At 47.0% G+C, this 22,655-nt stretch carries 16 protein-coding genes; 4 read left to right on the forward strand and 12 right to left on the reverse strand.

Annotated features, from left to right (window positions below; translation table 11 throughout):
* The 6 genes from BLU98_RS16950 to rpsL form a co-directional block, all read right to left on the reverse strand.
* The coding region (locus BLU98_RS16950; protein ID WP_092726998.1) for an S-layer family protein at positions 1-7,769 on the reverse strand (7,769 nt) is incomplete at its 3' end.
* Between the two features lie 54 nt (positions 7,770-7,823).
* Positions 7,824-8,663: a DUF8740 domain-containing protein gene (locus tag BLU98_RS16955; protein ID WP_092726999.1), complete on the reverse strand. Its 840-nt coding sequence runs from the start codon at positions 8,661-8,663 to the stop codon at positions 7,824-7,826.
* A gap of 224 nt (positions 8,664-8,887) precedes the next feature.
* Positions 8,888-9,421 (reverse strand): T9SS type A sorting domain-containing protein, encoded by a 534-nt coding sequence (locus tag BLU98_RS16960; RefSeq protein ID WP_092727000.1) that lies wholly within the window; start codon positions 9,419-9,421, stop codon positions 8,888-8,890.
* A complete protein-coding gene (locus BLU98_RS16965; protein ID WP_092727001.1) occupies positions 9,411-9,854 on the reverse strand; it encodes a hypothetical protein in 444 nt (147 codons plus the stop codon). The genes BLU98_RS16960 and BLU98_RS16965 overlap by 11 nt, the downstream gene beginning before the upstream one ends.
* Positions 9,855-10,275: 421 nt before the next feature.
* On the reverse strand, positions 10,276-10,743 hold the full coding sequence (gene rpsG / locus BLU98_RS16970) for a 30S ribosomal protein S7 (RefSeq protein WP_026767865.1): 468 nt from the start codon (positions 10,741-10,743) through the stop codon (positions 10,276-10,278).
* Between the two features lie 29 nt (positions 10,744-10,772).
* Complete coding sequence (gene rpsL, locus BLU98_RS16975; protein WP_026767866.1) at positions 10,773-11,153, reverse strand: 30S ribosomal protein S12; 381 nt, start codon at positions 11,151-11,153, stop codon at positions 10,773-10,775.
* 170 nt (positions 11,154-11,323) lie between these two features.
* Here rpsL and BLU98_RS16980 point away from each other — a divergent pair, with 170 nt between their 5' ends.
* A complete protein-coding gene (locus BLU98_RS16980) occupies positions 11,324-14,167 on the forward strand; it encodes a DUF8696 domain-containing protein (protein ID WP_092727002.1) in 2,844 nt (947 codons plus the stop codon).
* Positions 14,168-14,192: 25 nt separating this feature from the next.
* Here BLU98_RS16980 and BLU98_RS16985 read toward each other — a convergent pair whose 3' ends face one another.
* Positions 14,193-15,257 (reverse strand): branched-chain amino acid aminotransferase, encoded by a 1,065-nt coding sequence (locus BLU98_RS16985; RefSeq protein ID WP_092727003.1) that lies wholly within the window; start codon positions 15,255-15,257, stop codon positions 14,193-14,195.
* A 53-nt stretch (positions 15,258-15,310) separates the two neighbouring features.
* On the opposite strand from BLU98_RS16985, the gene BLU98_RS16990 reads away from it, so the two are divergent.
* Complete coding sequence (locus tag BLU98_RS16990; RefSeq protein ID WP_092727004.1) at positions 15,311-15,862, forward strand: hypothetical protein; 552 nt, start codon at positions 15,311-15,313, stop codon at positions 15,860-15,862.
* The gene (gene rdgB / locus BLU98_RS16995) at positions 15,859-16,446 is read left to right on the forward strand and encodes an RdgB/HAM1 family non-canonical purine NTP pyrophosphatase (RefSeq protein ID WP_257575083.1); all 588 of its coding nucleotides are present in this window, start codon (positions 15,859-15,861) and stop codon (positions 16,444-16,446) included. The genes BLU98_RS16990 and rdgB overlap by 4 nt, the downstream gene beginning before the upstream one ends.
* Before the next feature lie 6 nt (positions 16,447-16,452).
* Here the strand turns inward: rdgB and BLU98_RS17000 are convergent, their stop codons facing one another.
* The 3 genes from BLU98_RS17000 to BLU98_RS17010 all read right to left on the reverse strand — a co-directional run bounded on the left by BLU98_RS17000 (position 16,453) and on the right by BLU98_RS17010 (position 19,447).
* Positions 16,453-17,190 carry a shikimate dehydrogenase family protein gene (locus BLU98_RS17000; RefSeq protein ID WP_092727005.1) on the reverse strand — a complete coding sequence of 246 codons (738 nt, stop codon included), beginning with the start codon at positions 17,188-17,190 and terminating at the stop codon, positions 16,453-16,455.
* Positions 17,191-17,195: 5 nt separating this feature from the next.
* On the reverse strand, positions 17,196-17,960 hold the full coding sequence (locus tag BLU98_RS17005; RefSeq protein ID WP_092727006.1) for a phosphosulfolactate synthase: 765 nt from the start codon (positions 17,958-17,960) through the stop codon (positions 17,196-17,198).
* A 65-nt stretch (positions 17,961-18,025) separates the two neighbouring features.
* On the reverse strand, positions 18,026-19,447 hold the full coding sequence (locus BLU98_RS17010; RefSeq protein WP_092727007.1) for a tetratricopeptide repeat protein: 1,422 nt from the start codon (positions 19,445-19,447) through the stop codon (positions 18,026-18,028).
* A 133-nt stretch (positions 19,448-19,580) separates the two neighbouring features.
* Here BLU98_RS17010 and BLU98_RS17015 point away from each other — a divergent pair, with 133 nt between their 5' ends.
* Positions 19,581-19,967: a hypothetical protein gene (locus BLU98_RS17015; RefSeq protein ID WP_092727008.1), complete on the forward strand. Its 387-nt coding sequence runs from the start codon at positions 19,581-19,583 to the stop codon at positions 19,965-19,967.
* Between the two features lies 1 nt (position 19,968).
* Here BLU98_RS17015 and BLU98_RS17020 read toward each other — a convergent pair whose 3' ends face one another.
* Both BLU98_RS17020 and yidC read right to left on the reverse strand, forming a co-directional pair.
* Entirely contained in the window at positions 19,969-20,604 is a 636-nt protein-coding gene (locus tag BLU98_RS17020) for a hypothetical protein (protein ID WP_139174004.1), read from the reverse strand.
* 46 nt (positions 20,605-20,650) lie between these two features.
* A complete protein-coding gene (yidC, locus tag BLU98_RS17025) occupies positions 20,651-22,498 on the reverse strand; it encodes a membrane protein insertase YidC (RefSeq protein WP_092727010.1) in 1,848 nt (615 codons plus the stop codon).
* Positions 22,499-22,655: the final 157 nt, after the last annotated feature.

The following is a 22,655-nucleotide window of genomic DNA, read 5'->3' on the forward strand; positions in this document are numbered from 1 at the left end:
GCTGTCAGATTACCCAGTGTTCCCACACTGGTGATGTTCGGTTGAGCGGCTGTGGTCAATGTACCACTAATGTTGGTGGCTGTCAATGTACCCACCCCGCTTAAGTTTGTGATATTGGCCGTAGTGATCGTCGCTTTCGTCGCTGTCAGATTACCCAAGGTACCCACACTGGTGATATTGGGTTGAGCAGCTGTGGTCAGTGTACCACTGATATTGGTGGCTGTCAATGTACCCACTCCGCTTAAGTTCGTGATATTGGCAGTAGTGATCGTGGCATTCGTCGCTGTCAGATTACCCAGTGTTCCCACGCTGGTGATGTTCGGTTGAGCAGCTGTTGTCAATGTACCACTAATGTTTGTTGCTGTCAATGTACCCACTCCACTTAAGTTCGTGATATTGGCAGTAGTGATCGTGGCATTCGTCGCTGTCAGATTACCCAAGGTACCCACACTGGTAATGTTCGGTTGAGCAGCTGTGGTCAGTGTACCACTAATGTTGGTGGCTGTCAATGTACCCACTCCACTTAAGTTCGTGATATTGGCCGTAGTGATCGTGGCATTCGTCGCTGTCAGATTACCCAAGGTACCTACACTGGTAATATTGGGCTGAGCAGCTGTAGTCAATGTACCGCTGATGTTGGTGGCTGTCAATGTACCCACCCCGCTTAAGTTCGTGATATTGGCCGTAGTGATCGTCGCTTTCGTCGCTGTCAGATTACCCAGTGTACCTACACTGGTAATATTGGGTTGAGCAGCTGTAGTCAATGTACCACTGATATTCGTTGCAGTAAGCGTATTTAATCCACTCAGGTTCGTGATACTTGCATTGGTCGCCGTCAAATTACCCAGTGTACCCACACTGGTGATGTTCGGTTGAGCGGCTGTGGTCAATGTACCACTGATATTGGTGGCTGTCAATGTACCCACTCCACTTAAGTTCGTGATATTGGCCGTAGTGATCGTCGCTTTCGTCGCTGTCAGATTACCCAGTGTTCCCACACTGGTGATATTCGGTTGAGCAGCTGTGGTCAATGTACCACTAATGTTGGTGGCTGTCAATGTACCCACCCCGCTTAAGTTCGTGATATTGGCGGTAGTGATCGTGGCATTCGTCGCTGTCAGATTACCCAGTGTACCTACACTGGTAATGTTCGGTTGGGCAGCTGTAGTCAATGTACCACTGATGTTTGTTGCTGTTAACGTATTTAATCCACTCAGATTCGTAATGCTCGCATTGGTCGCTGTCAGATTACCCAGTATTCCCACACTGGTGATGTTCGGTTGAGCGGCTGTGGTCAGTGTACCGCTGATGTTGGTGGCTGTCAATGTATTTAATCCACTCAGGTTCGTGATACTTGCATTGGTCGCTGTCAGATTACCCAGTGTTCCCACGCTGGTGATATTGGGTTGAGCGGCTGTGGTCAATGTACCACTGATGTTGGTGGCTGTCAATGTACCCACTCCACTTAAGTTCGTGATATTGGCCGTAGTGATCGTGGCATTCGTCGCTGTCAGATTACCCAGTGTTCCCACACTGGTGATGTTCGGTTGAGCGGCTGTTGTTAGTGTACCGCTGATATTGGTGGCTGTCAATGTATTTAATCCACTCAGGTTCGTAATGCTCGCATTCGTCGCTGTCAGATTACCCAGTGTTCCCACACTGGTAATATTCGGTTGGGCAGCTGTGGTCAGTGTACCGCTGATGTTGGTGGCTGTCAATGTATTTAATCCACTCAGGTTCGTAATGCTTGCGTTCGTCGCTGTCAGATTACCCAGTGTTCCCACACTGGTGATGTTCGGTTGAGCAGCTGTGGTCAGTGTACCACTGATATTGGTGGCTGTCAATGTATTTAATCCACTCAGATTCGTAATGCTCGCATTGGTTGCTGTCAGATTACCCAAGGTACCCACGCTGGTGATGTTCGGTTGAGCGGCTGTCATCAGTGTACCACTGATGTTGGTGGCTGTCAATGTACCCACCCCGCTTAAGTTCGTGATATTGGCGGTAGTGATCGTGGCATTCGTCGCTGTCAGATTACCCAGTGTACCTACACTGGTAATATTGGGCTGGGCAGCTGTAGTCAATGTACCACTGATGTTCGTTGCTGTTAACGTATTTAATCCACTCAGATTCGTAATGCTCGCATTCGTCGCTGTCAGATTACCCAAGGTACCCACACTGGTAATATTCGGTTGGGCAGCTGTGGTCAGTGTACCGCTGATGTTGGTGGCTGTCAATGTATTTAATCCACTCAGGTTCGTAATGCTTGCGTTCGTCGCTGTCAGATTACCCAGTGTTCCCACACTGGTGATGTTCGGTTGAGCAGCTGTGGTCAGTGTACCACTGATATTGGTGGCTGTCAATGTATTTAATCCACTCAGATTCGTAATGCTCGCATTGGTTGCTGTCAGATTACCCAGTGTACCCACGCTGGTGATGTTCGGTTGAGCGGCTGTCATCAGTGTACCACTGATGTTGGTGGCTGTCAATGTACCCACTCCGCTTAAGTTCGTGATATTGGCCGTAGTAATCGTGGCACTCGTCGCTGTTAGATTACCCAGTGTACCTACACTGGTAATATTGGGTTGAGCAGCTGTAGTCAATGTACCACTGATATTCGTTGCAGTAAGCGTATTTAATCCACTCAGGTTCGTGATACTTGCATTGGTCGCTGTCAGATTACCCAGTGTTCCCACACTGGTAATATTCGGTTGAGCGGCTGTGGTCAGTGTACCGCTGATATTGGTGGCTGTCAATGTATTTAATCCACTCAGGTTCGTAATGCTCGCGTTCGTCGCTGTTAGATTACCCAGTGTACCCACACTGGTAATGTTCGGTTGAGCGGCTGTAGTCAATGTACCACTGATATTCGTTGCAGTAAGCGTATTTAATCCACTCAGGTTCGTGATACTTGCGTTCGTCGCTGTCAGATTACCCAGTGTTCCCACACTGGTGATATTGGGCTGAGCGGCTGTAGTCAATGTACCACTAATGTTTGTTGCTGTCAATGTACCCACTCCGCTTAAGTTCGTGATATTGGCAGTAGTGATCGTGGCATTCGTCGCTGTCAGATTACCCAAGGTACCCACACTGGTGATATTGGGTTGAGCGGCTGTGGTCAATGTACCGCTGATGTTTGTGGCTGTTAACGTATTTAACCCACTCAGATTCGTAATGCTCGCGTTCGTCGCTGTCAGATTACCCAGTGTACCTACACTGGTGATATTGGGCTGAGCGGCTGTAGTCAATGTACCACTAATGTTAGTTGCAGTAAGGGTGCTCAGACCACTCAGGTTTGTGATATTGGCCGTAGTGATCGTCGCATTGGTTGCTGTCAGATTACCCAGTGTTCCCACACTGGTAATATTGGGCTGAGCAGCTGTAGTCAATGTACCACTGATGTTGGTGGCTGTCAATGTATTTAATCCACTCAGATTCGTAATGCTCGCATTCGTCGCTGTCAGATTACCCAGTGTTCCCACACTGGTAATATTCGGTTGGGCAGCTGTGGTCAGTGTACCACTGATGTTCGTTGCAGTAAGGGTGCTCAGACCACTCAGGTTTGTGATGCTCGCATTGGTCGCTGTCAGATTACCCAAGGTACCTACACTGGTAATATTGGGCTGAGCAGCTGTGGTCAGTGTACCACTGATGTTCGTTGCAGTAAGGGTGCTCAGACCACTCAGGTTTGTGATGCTCGCATTGGTCGCTGTCAGATTACCCAAGGTACCCACACTGGTGATATTCGGTTGAGCAGTTGTGGTCAATGTACCACTAATGTTAGTTGCAGTAAGGGTGCTTAGACCACTCAGGTTTGTGATACTTGCATTGGTCGCCGTCAAATTACCCAGTGTACCCACACTGGTGATGTTCGGTTGAGCGGCTGTGGTCAATGTACCACTGATATTGGTGGCTGTCAATGTACCCACTCCACTTAAGTTCGTGATATTGGCGGTAGTGATCGTGGCATTCGTCGCTGTCAGATTACCCAGTGTTCCCACACTGGTGATATTCGGTTGAGCAGCTGTGGTCAATGTACCACTAATGTTGGTGGCTGTCAATGTACCCACCCCGCTTAAGTTCGTGATATTGGCGGTAGTGATCGTGGCATTCGTCGCTGTCAGATTACCCAAGGTACCCACACTGGTGATATTGGGCTGAGCGGCTGTGGTCAGTGTACCACTGATGTTGGTGGCTGTCAATGTACCCACTCCGCTTAAGTTCGTGATATTGGCAGTAGTGATCGTGGCATTCGTCGCTGTCAGATTACCCAGTGTTCCTACACTGGTGATATTCGGTTGAGCAGCTGTGGTCAGTGTACCACTGATGTTGGTGGCTGTCAATGTACCCACCCCGCTTAAGTTCGTGATATTGGCAGTAGTGATCGTGGCATTCGTCGCTGTCAGATTACCCAGTGTTCCTACACTGGTGATATTGGGTTGGGCGGCTGTAGTCAATGTACCACTGATATTTGTTGCAGTAAGCGTATTTAATCCACTTAGGTTCGTGATATTGGCAGTAGTAATCGTCGCATTGGTTGCTGTCAGATTACCCAGTGTACCTACACTGGTGATATTCGGTTGAGCGGCTGTAGTCAATGTACCACTGATGTTGGTGGCTGTCAATGTACCCACTCCGCTTAAGTTCGTGATATTGGCCGTAGTAATCGTCGCATTGGTCGCTGTCAGATTACCCAAGGTACCCACACTGGTAATGTTCGGTTGAGCGGCTGTAGTCAATGTACCACTGATGTTGGTGGCTGTTAACGTATTTAATCCACTCAGATTCGTAATGCTCGCGTTCGTCGCTGTCAGATTACCCAGTGTTCCCACACTGGTGATATTCGGTTGAGCAGCTGTGGTCAGTGTACCGCTGATATTGGTGGCTGTTAACGTATTTAATCCACTCAGATTCGTAATGCTCGCATTCGTCGCTGTCAGATTACCCAAGGTACCTACACTGGTAATATTGGGCTGAGCAGCTGTCGTCAGTGTACCACTGATGTTGGTGGCTGTCAATGTACCCACTCCACTTAAGTTCGTGATATTGGCGGTAGTGATCGTGGCATTCGTCGCTGTCAGATTACCCAGTGTACCTACACTGGTAATATTGGGTTGAGCAGCTGTCGTCAATGTACCACTGATATTCGTTGCAGTAAGCGTATTTAATCCACTCAGGTTCGTGATACTTGCATTGGTCGCCGTCAAATTACCCAAGGTACCCACACTGGTGATGTTCGGTTGAGCGGCTGTGGTCAATGTACCACTAATGTTGGTGGCTGTCAATGTACCCACTCCACTTAAGTTCGTGATATTGGCGGTAGTGATCGTGGCATTCGTCGCTGTCAGATTACCCAGTGTTCCCACACTGGTAATATTCGGTTGAGCGGCTGTTGTCAGTGTACCGCTGATATTGGTGGCTGTCAATGTATTTAATCCACTCAGGTTCGTAATGCTCGCGTTCGTCGCTGTTAGATTACCCAGTGTACCCACACTGGTAATGTTCGGTTGAGCGGCTGTAGTCAATGTACCACTGATATTCGTTGCAGTAAGCGTATTTAATCCACTCAGGTTCGTGATACTTGCGTTCGTCGCTGTCAGATTACCCAGTGTTCCCACACTGGTGATATTGGGTTGGGCGGCTGTGGTCAATGTACCACTAATGTTAGTTGCAGTAAGGGTGCTTAGACCACTCAGGTTTGTGATGCTCGCATTGGTCGCTGTCAGATTACCCAGTGTTCCTACACTGGTGATATTGGGCTGAGCAGCTGTGGTCAATGTACCACTGATATTGGTGGCTGTCAATGTATTTAATCCACTCAGGTTCGTAATGCTCGCGTTCGTCGCTGTTAGATTACCCAAGGTACCCACACTGGTAATATTGGGTTGAGCGGCTGTAGTCAATGTACCACTGATGTTTGTTGCAGTAAGCGTATTTAATCCACTTAGGTTCGTGATATTGGCAGTAGTGATCGTCGCATTGGTTGCTGTCAGATTACCCAGTGTACCTACACTGGTAATGTTCGGTTGAGCAGCTGTAGTCAATGTACCACTGATGTTGGTGGCTGTCAATGTATTTAATCCGCTCAGATTCGTAATGCTCGCATTGGTCGCTGTCAGATTACCCAGTGTACCCACACTGGTGATGTTCGGTTGAGCGGCTGTAGTCAATGTACCACTAATGTTTGTTGCTGTCAATGTACCCACTCCGCTTAAGTTCGTGATATTGGCAGTAGTGATCGTGGCATTCGTCGCTGTCAGATTACCCAAGGTACCCACACTGGTGATATTGGGTTGAGCGGCTGTCGTCAGTGTACCACTGATGTTGGTGGCTGTCAATGTACCCACTCCACTTAAGTTCGTGATATTGGCGGTAGTGATCGTCGCATTGGTTGCTGTCAGATTACCCAAGGTACCTACACTGGTAATGTTCGGCTGAGCGGCTGTAGTCAATGTACCACTGATGTTGGTGGCTGTCAATGTATTTAATCCACTCAGATTCGTAATGCTCGCATTCGTCGCTGTCAGATTACCCAAGGTACCCACACTGGTAATATTCGGTTGAGCGGCTGTAGTCAATGTACCACTAATGTTAGTTGCAGTAAGGGTGCTCAGACCACTCAGGTTTGTAATGCTCGCATTCGTCGCTGTCAGATTACCCAGTGTTCCTACACTGGTGATGTTCGGTTGAGCGGCTGTAGTCAATGTACCACTGATGTTGGTGGCTGTCAATGTACCCACTCCACTTAAGTTCGTGATATTGGCGGTAGTGATCGTCGCATTCGTCGCTGTCAGATTACCCAGTGTTCCCACACTGGTGATATTGGGTTGAGCAGCTGTGGTCAGTGTACCACTGATGTTCGTTGCAGTAAGGGTGCTCAGACCATTCAGGTTTGTGATGGTCGCATTCGTCGCTGTCAGATTACCCAGTGTTCCCACACTGGTAATATTGGGTTGAGCGGCTGTGGTCAGTGTACCACTAATGTTAGTTGCAGTAAGGGTGCTCAGACCACTCAGGTTTGTGATGTTGGCAGTAGTGATCGTGGCATTCGTCGCTGTCAGATTACCCAGTGTACCCACAGTGGTGATGTTCGGTTGAGCAGCTGTGGTCAATGTACCATTTACTGAACCAGCATTAATTACTCCAGTTACTGTTAGATTATTCAATTTAATAATAGTCGAAGGCACCCATAATTGAGTAGTATCATTCCACATCATCACCTGACCAGCGGAAGGATTTGCCGAAGCAATATTTTTTCCCATCAATTTATTAGCGTTCCACAACGCAACCGTATTAGCAGCAGCAATAGTAATATTATTGCCGGTTTTCGATAAAGTGATGGTATTCGTAGTATCCCCTGCAATAGTAATACTTCCTATTCTCCCATTGATAGCAGTCACACCCTGATTGGTTAAACCAAAGGGTTGCCATATACCAGCCTGACAAGCATAAAATTGGTTATCCGAATTACTGTAAATCAGCATACCATTCACACGATTGGCAATGGCGGAAGTATCGGATACTCTAGGGAGCAATAAGGCCTTATTCGTGGCGTCTATTTGCAGTGCGACACTGTTATTCAGAAAAGCATAGGTGCCTATGGTAATGCCCCCAGCCTGGAGAATATTGAACCCTCGCATATGCAAGGTATCCGTTGCAGTATGGTTACCCAGGTTATCGCCAAAACGCTGGGCATGGGATGTTGCTGCTATGAATGTAAAAGCCAGCAAGGGTGCGAAGCCGGCAATTTTGTGTAAATTTCTTCTCATAACATTATCTTTTAATCCAACCAATTCATCCTGCCTAACACTATCTCTTATCTTTTATTTTATAACAACGATCTTATACTGACTACTCAATACCGATACCACATTATTCGTATAATTAGCCAATCGCACCGCGACTGTATCGCGATTACTTACCCATGAACTGTAGATCGACCAATTGGTGTAATCATCGTCGGGAGTTACGAGGATAGGGTCACCTTTCTTAACTCCCGGAATAAACACTTTTACCAACGCCGTAGTATTGGGCTGGATCATAACAGTTTGTCCAAATGTTGAATTCAATGTGAGATTGACATTGGAGATATGTGTCACATTTACATTTGCCGCCTGCGGCGTAGCCCAGCTTACCTGCCCTGTACTGTCTGTGACAAGGAATGAATTAACGGGGCCGGCCTTTATGCTTGTATTGACATTGGTTACACTGGCATTGCCCGCATACAATGCATAGGGGGCACTCCACAATTGCATCGTTCCCATGTCTATATAGTTGTCTTTTGCAACCCACCACGATGCCGGTATAGAAGGGGCTACTGCAATTTTCAGGTTGAAGAAGAAAGGTCCGCTCGCCCAGGGAATGGTAGACAGGCTCTTGTTGAGGCTTGTGGGGGGTTTGGTTCCCTGACCGATGATGATCTCGAATACACCATCACTATTCGATTGCACCTGGTGTGTTTCTTCCAGCACATTTGTGCCGCCTACTGCTGCCGTTTGTATGATAGCACATTGCACATATACCGTCCGGTTGCGGGCCGGGTTGCCTATGTTGTCTTTGGCAACGAATTGATAAGGGATACCCGCAGGAGGCTGCGCCACAGCTATACCTGTTATACAAGCAAGTGCAAGCACAGCGAGTATTTTGATGAACTTTGTTTTCATATACAGTATTTTAGGCAAATCGTTTGGTTAATTGATACCTGAAAGCTTTTACAGGACATTCATTTAAAAATGGTTCTTCATAGATTTAGTTTTTAATAGTCTCTCATAGGATAGGATTTTTGGTCTTTCACAGGATATGGATTTTAATAGTCTTTCTCAGGACACTGCGCATTGATGCGTTTCAATAGACAATAGTATCTTCAACCAGTTGCCTGGTAATAATTTTATAACCTGATCAGTTTCAGATTATACTGCTGGCGTATCAATTCCACGTTAACCATATAAGTGCCGGAAGTATAATTACTGAGGTCGAATGTCCATCCGGTAGCCATCGCTGCCATGGGCACCACCTGCGACAACATAACCCTTCCGTCAAAGGCAATAACCCGCACCATGCAGGACAATCCTGCATCAAAATTTCCTTTGCATTTCAAGGTGCTCATTCCCCTGGTAGGATTGGGATATACCGAGAGTGACAGCGAGAATTCCGGTACGCCGGGTCCTACAGGCGGTATTTCCCTGCAGCTCGCATCGAAACGTCCATTACCGTTATTGGCAATATCCAAAACGCCCAAACCATTGGAGACCGTTAAACATTTTGTTTTGCTGTACACAAGAAGGGGACTGGCAACTCCCATAGTACCCTTGTTACCTACACAGATAGAAGAAAAAGAACAAGAAGTAGACAACTGTGCCATGCCTGCGGAGCAGACAAGCAGCAAAGCCATCAACAATTGTATTTTTCTTTTAAAATCCATAATAAACGACCCGTGTTGTTGTTCCGTTATTCGTAGTTTCTACATCCATCGCATTGGCATCGAGCTTATTGATGATCCATTCTGTTTTGATATCACCTGCTGGATTATTTGTGATCACTTCAACCAATTGTGCTACAGAAGTCAGCGTCCATTTACCCGAATACCCATCAGCATCTGTAAAAATGCCTGTGTAACTCTGTCCTGCTGTTTGGGTATAAGTTTTGGTATACCGTAGCTGATTGGCCGTTAACTGTGTCTGCACCCTGTTCTGGTATATTTCCCTGATACGCCATACCCGATTGCCGGCATCGCCAGTGAGATACTTCACCAGCTGGTCTTCAGGTTTGACGCTTTTTCCATCGTCCTTCGTACAACTGGCCAGCAGGAGTACACAGAAGAAGAAAGAAGCAATGATTTTGCAAGATGCCGTCATGTTAGTTGATATCCAGATTTCAATAGGTACCAATGCTCAGGATCCAGATACGCACGTTTTTGAAAGGGATTGGATAGACGAATGGAATGGCTTTTGTTGGAGGAATTGGAGATGGATTTAGCCAAACAGAGGGCAACAAGTAGACATGTCAATATCGCAGCGGATAATGATCAGTCACAAGATCACAATTGGATGTAACGGTTTAAAAAAAGGATTTTGGAAATCGGATTAACAGACAGGGGATAATGACTAGCCATGAAAACTGGCTTCATACTGAAGATTTCAGCAGGAATTGGATTAGGGGGGGTTGATATACCAAAATTACAGTTTCGATTCTGATAACCTGTCTTTTATGAAAGATTTTTTGCAAAAAAAACCCCCAAAAATGGGGGGGGGGGGTAAAACGTTTGCACTCACTTTTTTATACCTTAAAATGTGAGAATGCCTTATTGGCTTCTGCCATACGGTGGGTATCTTCTTTCTTCTTGAAAGCAGCACCTTCACCCTTGCTGGCAGCTACAATCTCATTGGCTAATTTATCTGCCATGGTACGACCATTCCTTTCGCGGCTGTAACGGATCAGCCATTTCATGCTCAAAGAAATCTTACGATCGGGACGAACCTCTGCAGGGATCTGGAATGTTGCACCACCGATCCTGCGGCTGCGTACTTCTACAGCAGGCGTTACATTGGCGATGGCTTTTTTCCATATCTCATATCCGTCTTCACCAGTCTGCTTGCTCACTTTATCCACTGCATCGTAAAAAATGTTGATGGCAGTGCTTTTCTTACCCTGCCACATCAGGTTATTGATGAAACGGGTAACCAGTTTATCATTGAAACGTCCATCAGGAGCGAGGGGTAATTTTTTAGCTTGTGCTTTACGCATGACGTATAGTAATTAACGATTAATTGGAATTATTTTTTTGCCTTTTCTTTCTTCGTACCGTATTTAGAGCGGCTCTTCTTACGATCTTTCACACCAGCAGTATCCAGGCTTCCGCGAACGATGTGGTAACGTACACCCGGTAAGTCCTTCACACGACCACCACGGATCAATACGATCGAGTGCTCCTGCAGGTTATGCCCTTCACCAGGGATATAAGCGATCACCTCCACCTTATTGGTCAAACGCACTTTCGCTACTTTACGCAAGGCTGAGTTCGGCTTTTTGGGGGTAGTGGTGTATACCCTGGTACAAACCCCTCGACGCTGGGGGCATGCATCCAAAGCCCTTGATTTACTCTTAGCCCTGATAATTTCGCGGCCTTTTCTAACTAATTGCTGTATTGTAGGCATTCTGAACCATTTAAATTTTGGGACGGCAAAGGTAACAGTTGAAACCGAAAATCCAAAAAGTTTTCACAAGTTTCTGGTTTTTTGTCTACTCCGTTCCTGCCGGAGCATCCGCACCTATTTTAGCCTGTTGGCCTCTTCCCGGCCGTTTTAAAGACCCAAAAATAAACACTATGAAGCGTTTTACCATATTCAGATTGCTTTATGGCCTGTTGCTACCCCTTGTTGCCGGCGCCCAGTCGCCGGTTCCTGCGCCGATTTCTTACACCCTTGCAGGCCAGGTATACCACCAGGATTTTGATGGCCTGCCCCTCTCCGGTACGATACCATTTCCAGGCGGTAAAAGGCCCTTTGCCCTGGCTAGCTCCCCGGTCAATGCAGCCGGGATGGAAGGCTGGTTTATTCTTCAAACAGGCGGCAGCAGCACCAATGCCCAATTGCTAACCGGAACCGGATCGGGTACGGCAAGCGGAGCCTATAGTTTTGGAGCTTCCAAAAACACCAACCGGTCACTGGGTTCCCTCGCATCGGGAAGCGGGGTATATGCATTCGGATTGCTCCTCAGCAACCAGACAGGTGTTACGCTTGACAGCTGTACCCTTTCCTTTACCGTTGAACAGTGGCGCAAAGGCGGCTCCGGGCATCGCAACACCTACACTTTCAGCTATGCAACCGGTAACCTGGACCCTCCTTTTTCATCTGCCCTTATTACCGTTCCCGCATTAAACCTACAATCGGTCGTGTATACCACAGGAGCTTCAGCACTCAATGGAAAGTTGCCTGCGAACCAATACCTTATCCGGCACACCATCCGCGATATTCACTGGAACCTCGGCGAACAACTGTTGCTCCGTTGGGATGATCATGACGAGCCGGGTAACGACGATGCCCTGGCCATTGACGATTTCTCTTTTTCTGCCTTCGGTACGGCGCCTGTATTTGTAGAAGATTGTACCGTCTCGCCCGTTCGTGAAAATACGATTGAAGCCAATCAATGGATCTGTGCAGGGAGCAAGCCTTCGGCACTCATTGGCTCGATTATCTCAAGTGAAAAATCCCCTATCGCTTATGCATGGGAATACACTACGGTCTCTGCATCGAACGGCTTCCTGCCTGCACCCGGCATCAACAACCTGCCCCATTACGCACCACCCATCATTGAAACCAATACCTGGTTCAGGCGAAAACTCACAATGGGCGCTTGTTCATCCTATTCTGCGCCTGTGTCCGTCACGGCAATGAAAGACGGCTTATGGCTGGGTAATATCAATCGCGACTGGAACAATGCCAACAACTGGTGCGGAGCAAATATCCCCAGTAGCAGCACTGATGTATTCATTCCTGCTTCCTCACCATATTCCCCGCAGATCACCAGTTCAGCATCCTGCAATCACCTCACACTCTCAGATCAATCGGCTTTGCAGATCAGTGGCGTATTACAATGCGGCGGCTCCATTAACGCCCCCGTTGAAAGCATCGATGCTACCGGTGGCAGCATCGAACTGAACGGCCTCCAACCCCAGACGCTTTCTTCAACTGCATTGTTGCAGCATACCATTCACCACCTCACCATCAACAATAACAAAGTGTATTTGAAAGATTCATTGAATGTTTCCGGTATGCTCAGTTGTCGCAAAGGAATGCTTGAAACCAACGGATGGCTTGTATTGAAGGAAGGTAGCAGGATTGGCCCTGTTGCCGCAGAGAGTGGCATCAACGGCAATGTTCATGTGGAATATCTTCTTCCAGATAGTGGCATACATCTGCTGGCACATCCTTTCTCAACGGCCCTGGATACAAAACTGTTGACACAGCTTTCCAACACTGAATCGCTTTCTTTTTTTGATGAAAACGCGGGGTACTTATCATTTGACAAAGCAGCCGCCTGGACATCTTTTGACAGCAGCGCAAACATGCCGGAACCCGGATGGGAAAAGCACCAGGGGCTTCGCATGCAAATCAAAGGGCCCCCAACCATCATTGTTCTATCTGGCCGCATAAACCAGGGCAGTCAGGAAATCTTTCTTCCACCAGATCAATACACAGGTTACCGGCTTGTTGTGAACCCCTATCCATGCCCGGTTGATATGCTGCATAGTTCTCCAAGCAACAACATCGCTCCTTATTTCTGGATATGGGATAGCCAGCAAGGTCTGCATGGCGGTTATACTTCAATTCCTTTTAAAAGTCATTTTATGATGCCTGCTTTCGCTTCTTTCTTTATCAAAACTTATGCGTTTACTGAAAACCATCTCCTGTTCACAGAGCAGGCAAAACTAACGGGTGAACCTTCCAATGGATTCATGGAAACCACCGATGATCCTTATCATCTTGAGTTGAGATTGGAAAGTGATCGTCGTTTCTGGGACAGGATATTGCTCTTTCATATCGACAGCGCCCGTGATGCCATCGACCCGCTGGATGCAGAAAAGATCATGAACCCCGACATCAGTTTTTACAGTTTCAGTGCCGATAAAAATGCATTGTCCGCCGATGCCCGGCCCTTTCATAAAAAAACATTGATCCCATTGGGCATTCGTTCCAATGTATCCGGACTCTTCCGCATACGAACAGCCAGAAAATATTTGCCTGAAAAACTGGTTTTATACCTGCACGATAAATTGCTCGGCCGGTGGATGCAACTGGAAAAAGACAGCAGTTATTATTTCAGGCTAGGACATGATACATTGAATGGATTAACTGATCGATTTGAGGTCACGGCTTTCAAAAAAGAGCTCGCAACCATTAGCATTCCTTCGAGGATCCGGTTGCTGGCCGGGCCTGTTCCCGCCAATGACCGGCTCTTTGTTGATTTCAAAGCCATGCAACCCGGTAACTGTTCCCTGCATTTGTTTTCACTGCAAGGTCAACAGGTAAGATCATTCATGTTAGGTTTTCGCCAGGAAGGTCGTTTTACCATTTCACTGGCAGGTATACCCAAAGGGCTGTATATACTTGAATTAAAATGTGGCAGCGATACAGTCGTTAAAAAAGTTATGATTGGAGACTCATTATAAAAATTTGCACGCACAACACAAGACATTATATTTTAAACATCCAGTTGTGTGTATCAGCTATGCGGCAATCCCTGATGTCATTGAGCAGGTTCCTGATAGCAGGCGCCACTTTCCATTTGTCCAGATCGAACTGCATCACATGGTCTTTGTATTTCAATTCTTTGATGTAAGCAATAGTAGCTGCCGTTCCTGTTCCGAATACTTCCTGCAACTGGCCGGCTTTGTATGCCTCAATCAATTCATCGATGCTGATGCGGCGTTCTTCTACTTTGATACCTGATTCCTGTAACAATGTAGCAACGCTGTCTCTTGTAACACCTTTCAGGATCGTACCTTCTTCCAGTGAAGGTGTTACTGCTACACCATTGATCAGGAAAAACACATTCATCATACCTACTTCCTGCAACCACTTGTGCTCGAAAGCATCGGTCCATAATACCTGGTCGTATCCTGATTTGTTGGCTTGTTTGGCTGCCATCATGCTACCGCCGTAGTTACCGGCATTTTTGGAGAAGCCCACACCGCCGGGAGCAGCACGCGTGTACCTTTCTTCCACACTGATCTTCATGGGAGCAGCGAAATAAGGGCCGGTGGGACTGAGTATGATCAGGAACTTGTATGTTTCAGAAGGTCTCACTCCCAGCATAGAATCTGTTGCGATCATGAAAGGCCTGATGTATAAAGAGTGATCCTTTTTAGCGGGTATCCAGCTCTTATCCAGGTCTATCAACTGGCGCATGCCTTCTATGAAAATTTCTTCCGGCACAACCGGCATGCACATGCGTTCTGCTGAAAGATTGAATCGTGTAAAATTATCGTAAGGACGGAAGATGAAAGCTTCTCCTTCTTCGTTCCTGTATGCTTTGATGCCTTCAAAAATGGCTTGTCCGTAATGAAAGGCAGCCAGTGAAGGTTCGAACAGCAGCGGTTGATACGGTTTAATTTCCACATTCTTCCACTCTCCGTTTTCATAATCCGCCTCCAGCATGTGGTCGGTAAAGACACGACCAAAAGGTAAATTTTCCAGGCTCATGCTTTTCAACCTGCTCGTTTCCACTTTCGTAACGTTTATCTCGGGTGCTGCTGTCATAGTTTCTATATTTGCTGCAAAGAAACGAAAAAAATAAAAACTAACAATCGTTAATGGAGCAGCGGTTACCTGATTTTGTGCTGGCCGGACTGTATAAAAACAGCCTGGTAATTACCGGAGATGCCATTTCTCCGGCAAATACATTAGCAAAAGATAGCACATCTCCGGTAGCACAACCCCTGCCTGCGGCGCCCGCAGTTCCGCCGAAACAATGGTACCTCGGCAATAATGGTAAACACATCGCCATCATTGTCAACGATGCCGGGGCCGTTTACCTGAACGATGAATCGCTGCAATTCCTTTCCAGCATACTATCGGCCTGTAAATTGAACCTGGGCGACGTAGCCATCATCAACAGGCACCAGGAGCCCGTATTGTTTTCTTTCCTCAAAAGCCACCTGCAACCTGTGGTATTGCTGGCCTTTGATGTGAACCTGCAGCAGCTCCAATTACCTTTTACCATTCCGCATTACCAGGTGCAGCTATACGACCAGTGCCAGTTCCTGTCGGCCCCCTCCCTGCAAACCATGTTGGGCGAAAGCAAGGAAGCGAAGCTGGAAAAAACCAAACTCTGGCTCAGCCTGAAAAAGATATTCCAGTTATGATGCCTCCGATCATTTTTGCTACCAATAATCAAAACAAGGTGAATGAAGTCCGTTCTGTATTGGGAGAAGGTTTTGCGATCATCACATTGCAGGAGGCGGGTATTGACATCGATATCCCCGAACCGCACGATACCCTTGAAGCGAACGCCACGGAAAAATCGCAAACCATTCACCGGATGACCGGTAAAGATTGTTTCAGCGAAGATTCCGGGCTGGAAGTATATGCGCTGAACGGTGAACCCGGCGTAAAGAGCGCCCGGTATGCCGGTGAGAGCAGAAGCTTCCAGCAGAATATCGACAAACTGTTATTGAACATGCAGGGCATCAATCAACGGAATGCGCGGTTCCGTACCGTGATCTCCCTCATTTTTCAAAACAAGGAATACCAGTTTGAAGGCATTTGTGAAGGACACATCATCGATGTGTGCAAAGGCGGGGAAGGTTTTGGGTATGATCCTATTTTCGTGCCGGATGGCGCCGACAAAACCTTTGCAGAAATGAGCGTGGAAGAAAAGAATAAATTCAGCCATCGCAAAAAAGCCGTCGCACAACTCATCGCCTTCCTCAAAGAACAGGCATCATGAACAGGGTCAATCGGCACTGTTCCATATCCGCCAACTCTCTTCGGCTTGCAGCACCAGCATTTCCTGTCCGTTTTGAATGGTGGCACCCATCGCTTTGCCTTTAGCAAGAAATTGGGTTTCTGCCGGGTTATAGATCAGGTCGTACAAATGATGATCCGGTGTGAGGTATTGATAAGGGATAGCAGGATATTCTTCCGTTTTGGGGTACATGCCCAAGGGCGTAGTGTTAATGACCAGGTGATGCGAAGAAAGCACCGATGCATCCAGCTCGTCATAACGCATGGTATCGTCTCCGGCTGTTCTCGATACAAACCGGTAATCGATGTGCAGTTCCTTCAATACAAATTCTACTGCAGCTGAAGCGCCCCCCGTACCCAATATCAATGCATGGCGGTGATGAGGTTTCAGAAAAGGCTGCAATGATTGTTTGAAGCCCACCACATCGGTGTTATAACCGAACAACGATCCGTTGGTGATCTTAACGCAGTTACAAGCGCCCATTTGTTGCACGGCAGGTGTGGATCCTGATAGAAAAGCCAGTACCTGTTTTTTATATGGAATGGTAATATTGAATCCACGCAGATCGCTGTGTTGTTTCAATACAGCATGCAGGTCTTCGATCCGGGGCAGGGAAAAATTTTCATAGACCGCATCGCGGATACCTTCCCGGCTGAACTTCCCGGTGAAATAATGCTGCGAGAAAGAATGTGACAGCGGGTATCCCAGCAAACCAAAGCGGCGCATAGTTATCAGGCTTTATCGAGGTAAAGTTCAAACGTATCTCCTCGCAATCCAACACGCATTGCTTCCAATGCGATCACTTCTTGCGGTGCAATATTTCCAAGGTTTACGTTGCAGCCGATGAGTTCCAGGAAGTATAATTGCTGCGCTTTCTGCGGCGCTTCCCAAAGAATCTTTTCTTCCGGTATCTGTGTGAGTATTTCCTGCACCAAACCTTCCCTTACTTCACCCGATCCGCGGTAGATACCCACATTACCCGCTTCGCGCGCTTCAGCGATCACGTAAGAAGAGCCCGCTTCCAGTTCGGCGCGCATCAGTTCAATCCATTTATAAGGAGGAATGATATGCGCAGCGTCTTTGCTTCCCACTTCACTCAATACAGTACCGTGCTGTGTCAGTTTTTCAATATAGCCGCATTTCTCTGCATGCGGAATGGTGATGGAGCCATCACTCACTTCCATATAATCCACTCCATAGTCCTTACACACTGCGATATAATCATTGAACTGGTTTCTCACCAGGAAAGCTTCGAATAAAGTGCCACCAAAATAAATGGGCACGTTGTATGATTTGTATGCTTCGATCTTCTCACGGAGTTTGGGGGTAACGAATGAAGTGCCGAAGCCCAGTTTGACGATATCCACATGCGGACCCGACACGCTCATAAAATTATGGACTTCCGTGATGCTGAGTCCTTTGTCCATTACCATTGTTATACCTGAATTCCGGGGTTGCTGCGTACGGGCAGGGATCTGCGTCAGATTAAAATTCATGCTCTTATTCGTTTTCTTGTCGGGTGCAAAAATAGGCTAATCGTACATGTGCAGCGGGAAGGAGTCTATATTTTTTTGCCCTTCTTGTAGCGAGCTACTATATCAACTACGTGGTTGTTTTGCAATATGGACGGGTTGATCTCTACAAATTTTTTCAGGAGCCTGGGCGCTTTTTCCATTGCTGTTTCCAGTTTCACCAGGGCTTCTTTGCTCTTGCCCATGATGAAAAGAACGGCGCTGTGATAAAACAGGAATACCGGTTTGCCTTCTGTGGCTTTCGATGCCGCCATGCATTGCTCCATCGCTTCATCGTAAAATTCCGCTTTGATCAGGCAACGGATCAATGCTTCCCATCCGGCCACATTCTTGGTTTTATAGCGCACTACTGCTCCGAAATATTGTATGGCATCCTTGAACTGGTTGAGGTTCATCTTGCATTCTCCCATGGCCAGGTTGTATTCCGGTACCGAGCGGTGAATGCGCATGGCATTCTCCAGTTGCTTCACAGCGCTCTGCCACTGTTGTTCCAACATATAAGTAACGGCTATCTTATAGTGCAGCTTGCTGTCATCGGGGTTCAGGTGCACCGCTTTCTTGTAATGAAAACGCGCCTGCGCATAATTGCCCATGCGGTGATAGCAATGGCCGATGGCTTCGTAGATCACATCTTCGGGGCGCGTTAGTTCCAGCACTTTTTCCAGCACTTCAATGGCTTCCTTGTATTTTCTCAACCGCAGGTAGGCATCGCCCATGTTGCGGTAAGCATAGTCGAACTTTTCATCGATGGCCACCGCATACTGGTATGCATCAATGGCTTTTTCATAGAGTTTCAATCCCTGGTAAGCCGCCGCCAGGTTGAACCAGGCCAGCTCGCTGAACGGATAATCTTCGATGATCTGTTGGTGCAGGCGTATGCTTTCTTCATTGCGGCCGGTAAAATCTGTCCAGAAACAGATCTTGTACAGCGCCTCTTCATTATTGGGCTCTTCTTCCAGTATCAGTTTGAGGCAATCGAATACTTTATCGAACTCTTCATAATCGTCGTACACATCGGCCAGCTCAAAGAGCAGGTCGAGCCGCTCTTCCCCCTCAAAAAGGCGCAGGGCCGATTCGAGCAGTTCCACGGCTTTGGCTTGCTGGTCGAGCGCGAGGTAAGCATCTGTTTTGAGGATATAGAGGTTGATATCGCTGCTGTCGTATAATTCCGCCATTTCCAGCACATCGAGCGCCTCCCGGTATTTACGGGTAGCCAGCAGCAAATCTGCCTTTTTGATCATCAACTGGGAAGAATAGGGAAATTGTTCCAGGCCGGCCTCGGCCGCTTCAAGTGCTTCAGGAAGATTATCTTTATCATCAAAATAATCTATAATACGTTCAAAAGCCTCTTCTTCAAGGAAACTATGGCTACGGCCCTGTTTCAGATTCTGGTATTGTCTCAATAGCTCCTTCAGTTCCTCTCGGTCTTCACGATACGGGTTTTCTCTCATCTGTCTATTGGTTTACCCAATTTAGTACAAAAATCAGCTTTTTCCAAGTTTCGGGTAACTTTTTTAATCCCTTAACGTTTAGCTAACAGAAGCTTAATTTGTAATTTTGTTAAATTTATTTAGATTTGTGTTAATGAAAGGGCAAAAACATATTAAAACAGTTGCTATTGCATTCGTCCTAACACTGGGCGTTAAGATAGCATTTGCTGCCTTTTCATTTACCGGCATTACTGACGAAAAAGGCGGTACCAAGAACAACAGCAAGTACTCGCTGAAGAATGTGAATGCCGTATCGTCTCATAAATCCCTTTCAGCGCTTTCTTATTCTTCCCTCAAATCCAGCATGCAGTTCAAAGGAACACAACTCATGCATTCATCAGTAAGCGAAGTCCTCACCGAAGGCGGAGAAGTGAGTTCCATGCTCAAATTTGACAATGGGAATACTACTTATATCTATCCTTATAAGTTCAAGGTAAGGGTTCCCAAATTCAAAACCCCTGCTCCTCCCGAGCACCACTAATTCAATTGATGATCCTGTAACCCGAAGTAGGTATCTCGAATTTTGATACCGGCACAGGACTTATGTTCACTTTCGTAGCTGTATACGTGATTTTCTTGTTCTCTCCTTCCATCGACTCATACTCCAGCACAAAACCCGGTATGTCTTTGAACTCGTATTGAAACTCTCGCACAGAAGGAATAATATTAGTGGCATAATACAGGCTGAATGTGGTGCCGTTTTTCAAACGCAATACAGCCTTTTTACACTCGAAGCCGAGTATATTCTTGGTCTCACCGGAATAGGCGATGGTCATGCTGTCGTACATTTTTTTATTGACAGCGATCCATTGGTCGTGATTCAGTTTGGTCATGAGTTTGTGATTGCCGAACTCACGCAATATCACCGCACTGGCAACTGTTTTATCGTACAGCAGGGATTGTTTGAAAGCAGGACTTACCAGGTCTACCCGGCTGTTATTGCCACGGATATACACTGTTTTTGTTGTAGCGCCGAACGATTCGGTAACATCTTTATCGCCACCCTTTTCTTCCAGGTTAACGCGGTAGGTAACGGTACAATCCGCCACCACCCGTTGTTGTGCATACAGCACTGCGGAGAACAACAATAAACCTATTAATGAAACATAAGCGCGCATGGCCATTCTGTTTTGAATAGTACCATCAAATCTATGCCAAAAAAACTCAGTTATTGCGTCGCTGGTTCTTCTCTTTCAGGTCCTGCAACTTTTTCTGGCTTTCCATCATCTGCTCATAGCGATCCTGCCATTTGCTTTTGGTCTTGGGCGCCTTACGCTTTTCTTCGATCTTGGCCAGTATCTTATCATGGTTGATGATATAATTCTGGATCACGAACTGCAGTCCCAGCGTGATGAGGTTGGATACCGTATAATACCAGGTCAGCGCTGAAGGCAACCTGTTGAAGATGAACAGCAGCATGAAAGGGAAAATATACGGCATGTACTTCATCATCGGATTATCCTGTGTTGGCGTCATGCTCATATTGTAAATAGAGATCAGGAAGCTCGTTATTACGGCTGTAATAGTGAACAAACTGATATGATCTCCGAATCCCATCGGGATGCTGAACGGCAGTTTGGCTATCACATCATAAGAAGAAAGGTCCTGGCTCCAGAGGAAGGATTGTCCGCGCAGCGCAATATTGGAATTGAAGAAACTATACAATGCAAAGAAGATGGGGATCTGCAGCAAAGCCGGGATACAACCACCCAGTGGGTTCACACCCGCTTCGCGGAATAATTTCATTTGTTCCATGGCAAAGCCCTGCTGGTCGCTGCCGAATTTCTTTTTGATCACATCCAGCTCGGGGCGCAACACTTTCATCTTGGCGCCGCTCAGGTAACTGCTGTAAGTAAGCGGTGATGTTACCAGCCTGATGAACAAAGTGAGCAACAATACCACCCATCCGTAGTTCTTCACAAAACCCGCAAAGAAATCGAACACGGGCATGATGATGAATTTGTTGATGGGCCTTACAAAAGAATACAGGTCACGGCCCAGGTTCACAATACGGTCCATTTCAGGCGCCTGGTGTTTGAGGATCGAATAGTCGCTGGGGCCAAAGTATAATTGAAGCGGTACAGATACCGATGCTGTTACCGGCAGTTTGGCCTGCAGGTTCATCTGCGCCGTAGCCAGTACATTGCTGGAATCGGTCTTGCGCTGCCATTGTACATCGCCACTGCCGAAGCCGTTCTTCGCCACGAGCGTGGTATTGAAGAACTGTTGCACCATGCTCACCCATTGTACATTTTTTTCAAACTTACGTTCCGTTTTGGCAGAGATATAATCGAACTCATTACCTTCTGAAAAACAGATGTTCGACATCTGCCTTTCATAAGTGGCTGTTCTTTCCTGCTGAAAAGTTTCGCCGTTCCATTGCAGGTTGAATTGCCCCTGGCTCAGCAATTTATCTGCACCGGTCAGGGATACATTCCAATCAACCATATAAGCGCCTTTCCTGATCACAAACTGGTGTATGATGCTCTCGCCATTCGCGGCGTTGATGCTGAAGTTGATAGATTGGCTGCCATCGGCCTGGATTACGGGAGCCGAAGGCGTGAAGAATAAACCGGTTGTGGAAGCCGATTGGTTGGCCGCCGTATTTACATTATATCCCAGTTGGTTCTGGTTGAAAAGCACCACGGGACTGCCCTGGGCTGAATGGTAATTTTTCAGTTCTACCGATTTTACCTGCCCGCCTTTGGTGGTAAAAGTTACTTTGATCACGTCGTTTTCCACGCTCACCAGCTGTTCCTGTCCAATAGCAGCCGTGGTAAAATCACCTGCAGCCGCTATGCGGGAAGCAGAATCACGCTTCAGGGAATCGATGCGCGCAAGGGTTTTATCCTCCGGTTTAACGCGACTGGCGGCAATACGGGCAAGGGAATCTTCCTGTTTTTTCCTGGCTTCCAATAATGTGGCCTGTTGTTTGTTATTGTACCAGAAAAAAATAAAAAACAGGACTCCCAGCAAGATGAATCCAATGACCGTATTCTTATCCGTCTTCATAGAAACTTTTATTGAGCGGCAAAGGTAGGGCATGGATCGAAAACTGGGGGTTTTCAGTATTATATTCCGTTAAAATAGCTTTAAAACAGCTTTTTCTACGGGCCGTACCGGTTTAAAATCGTTCCTTTACCGTTCCGACTCCAACCAGGTATTCCCC

Source organism: Hydrobacter penzbergensis, from assembly GCF_900106985.1.
Lineage (GTDB): Bacteria > Bacteroidota > Bacteroidia > Chitinophagales > Chitinophagaceae > Sediminibacterium > Sediminibacterium magnilacihabitans.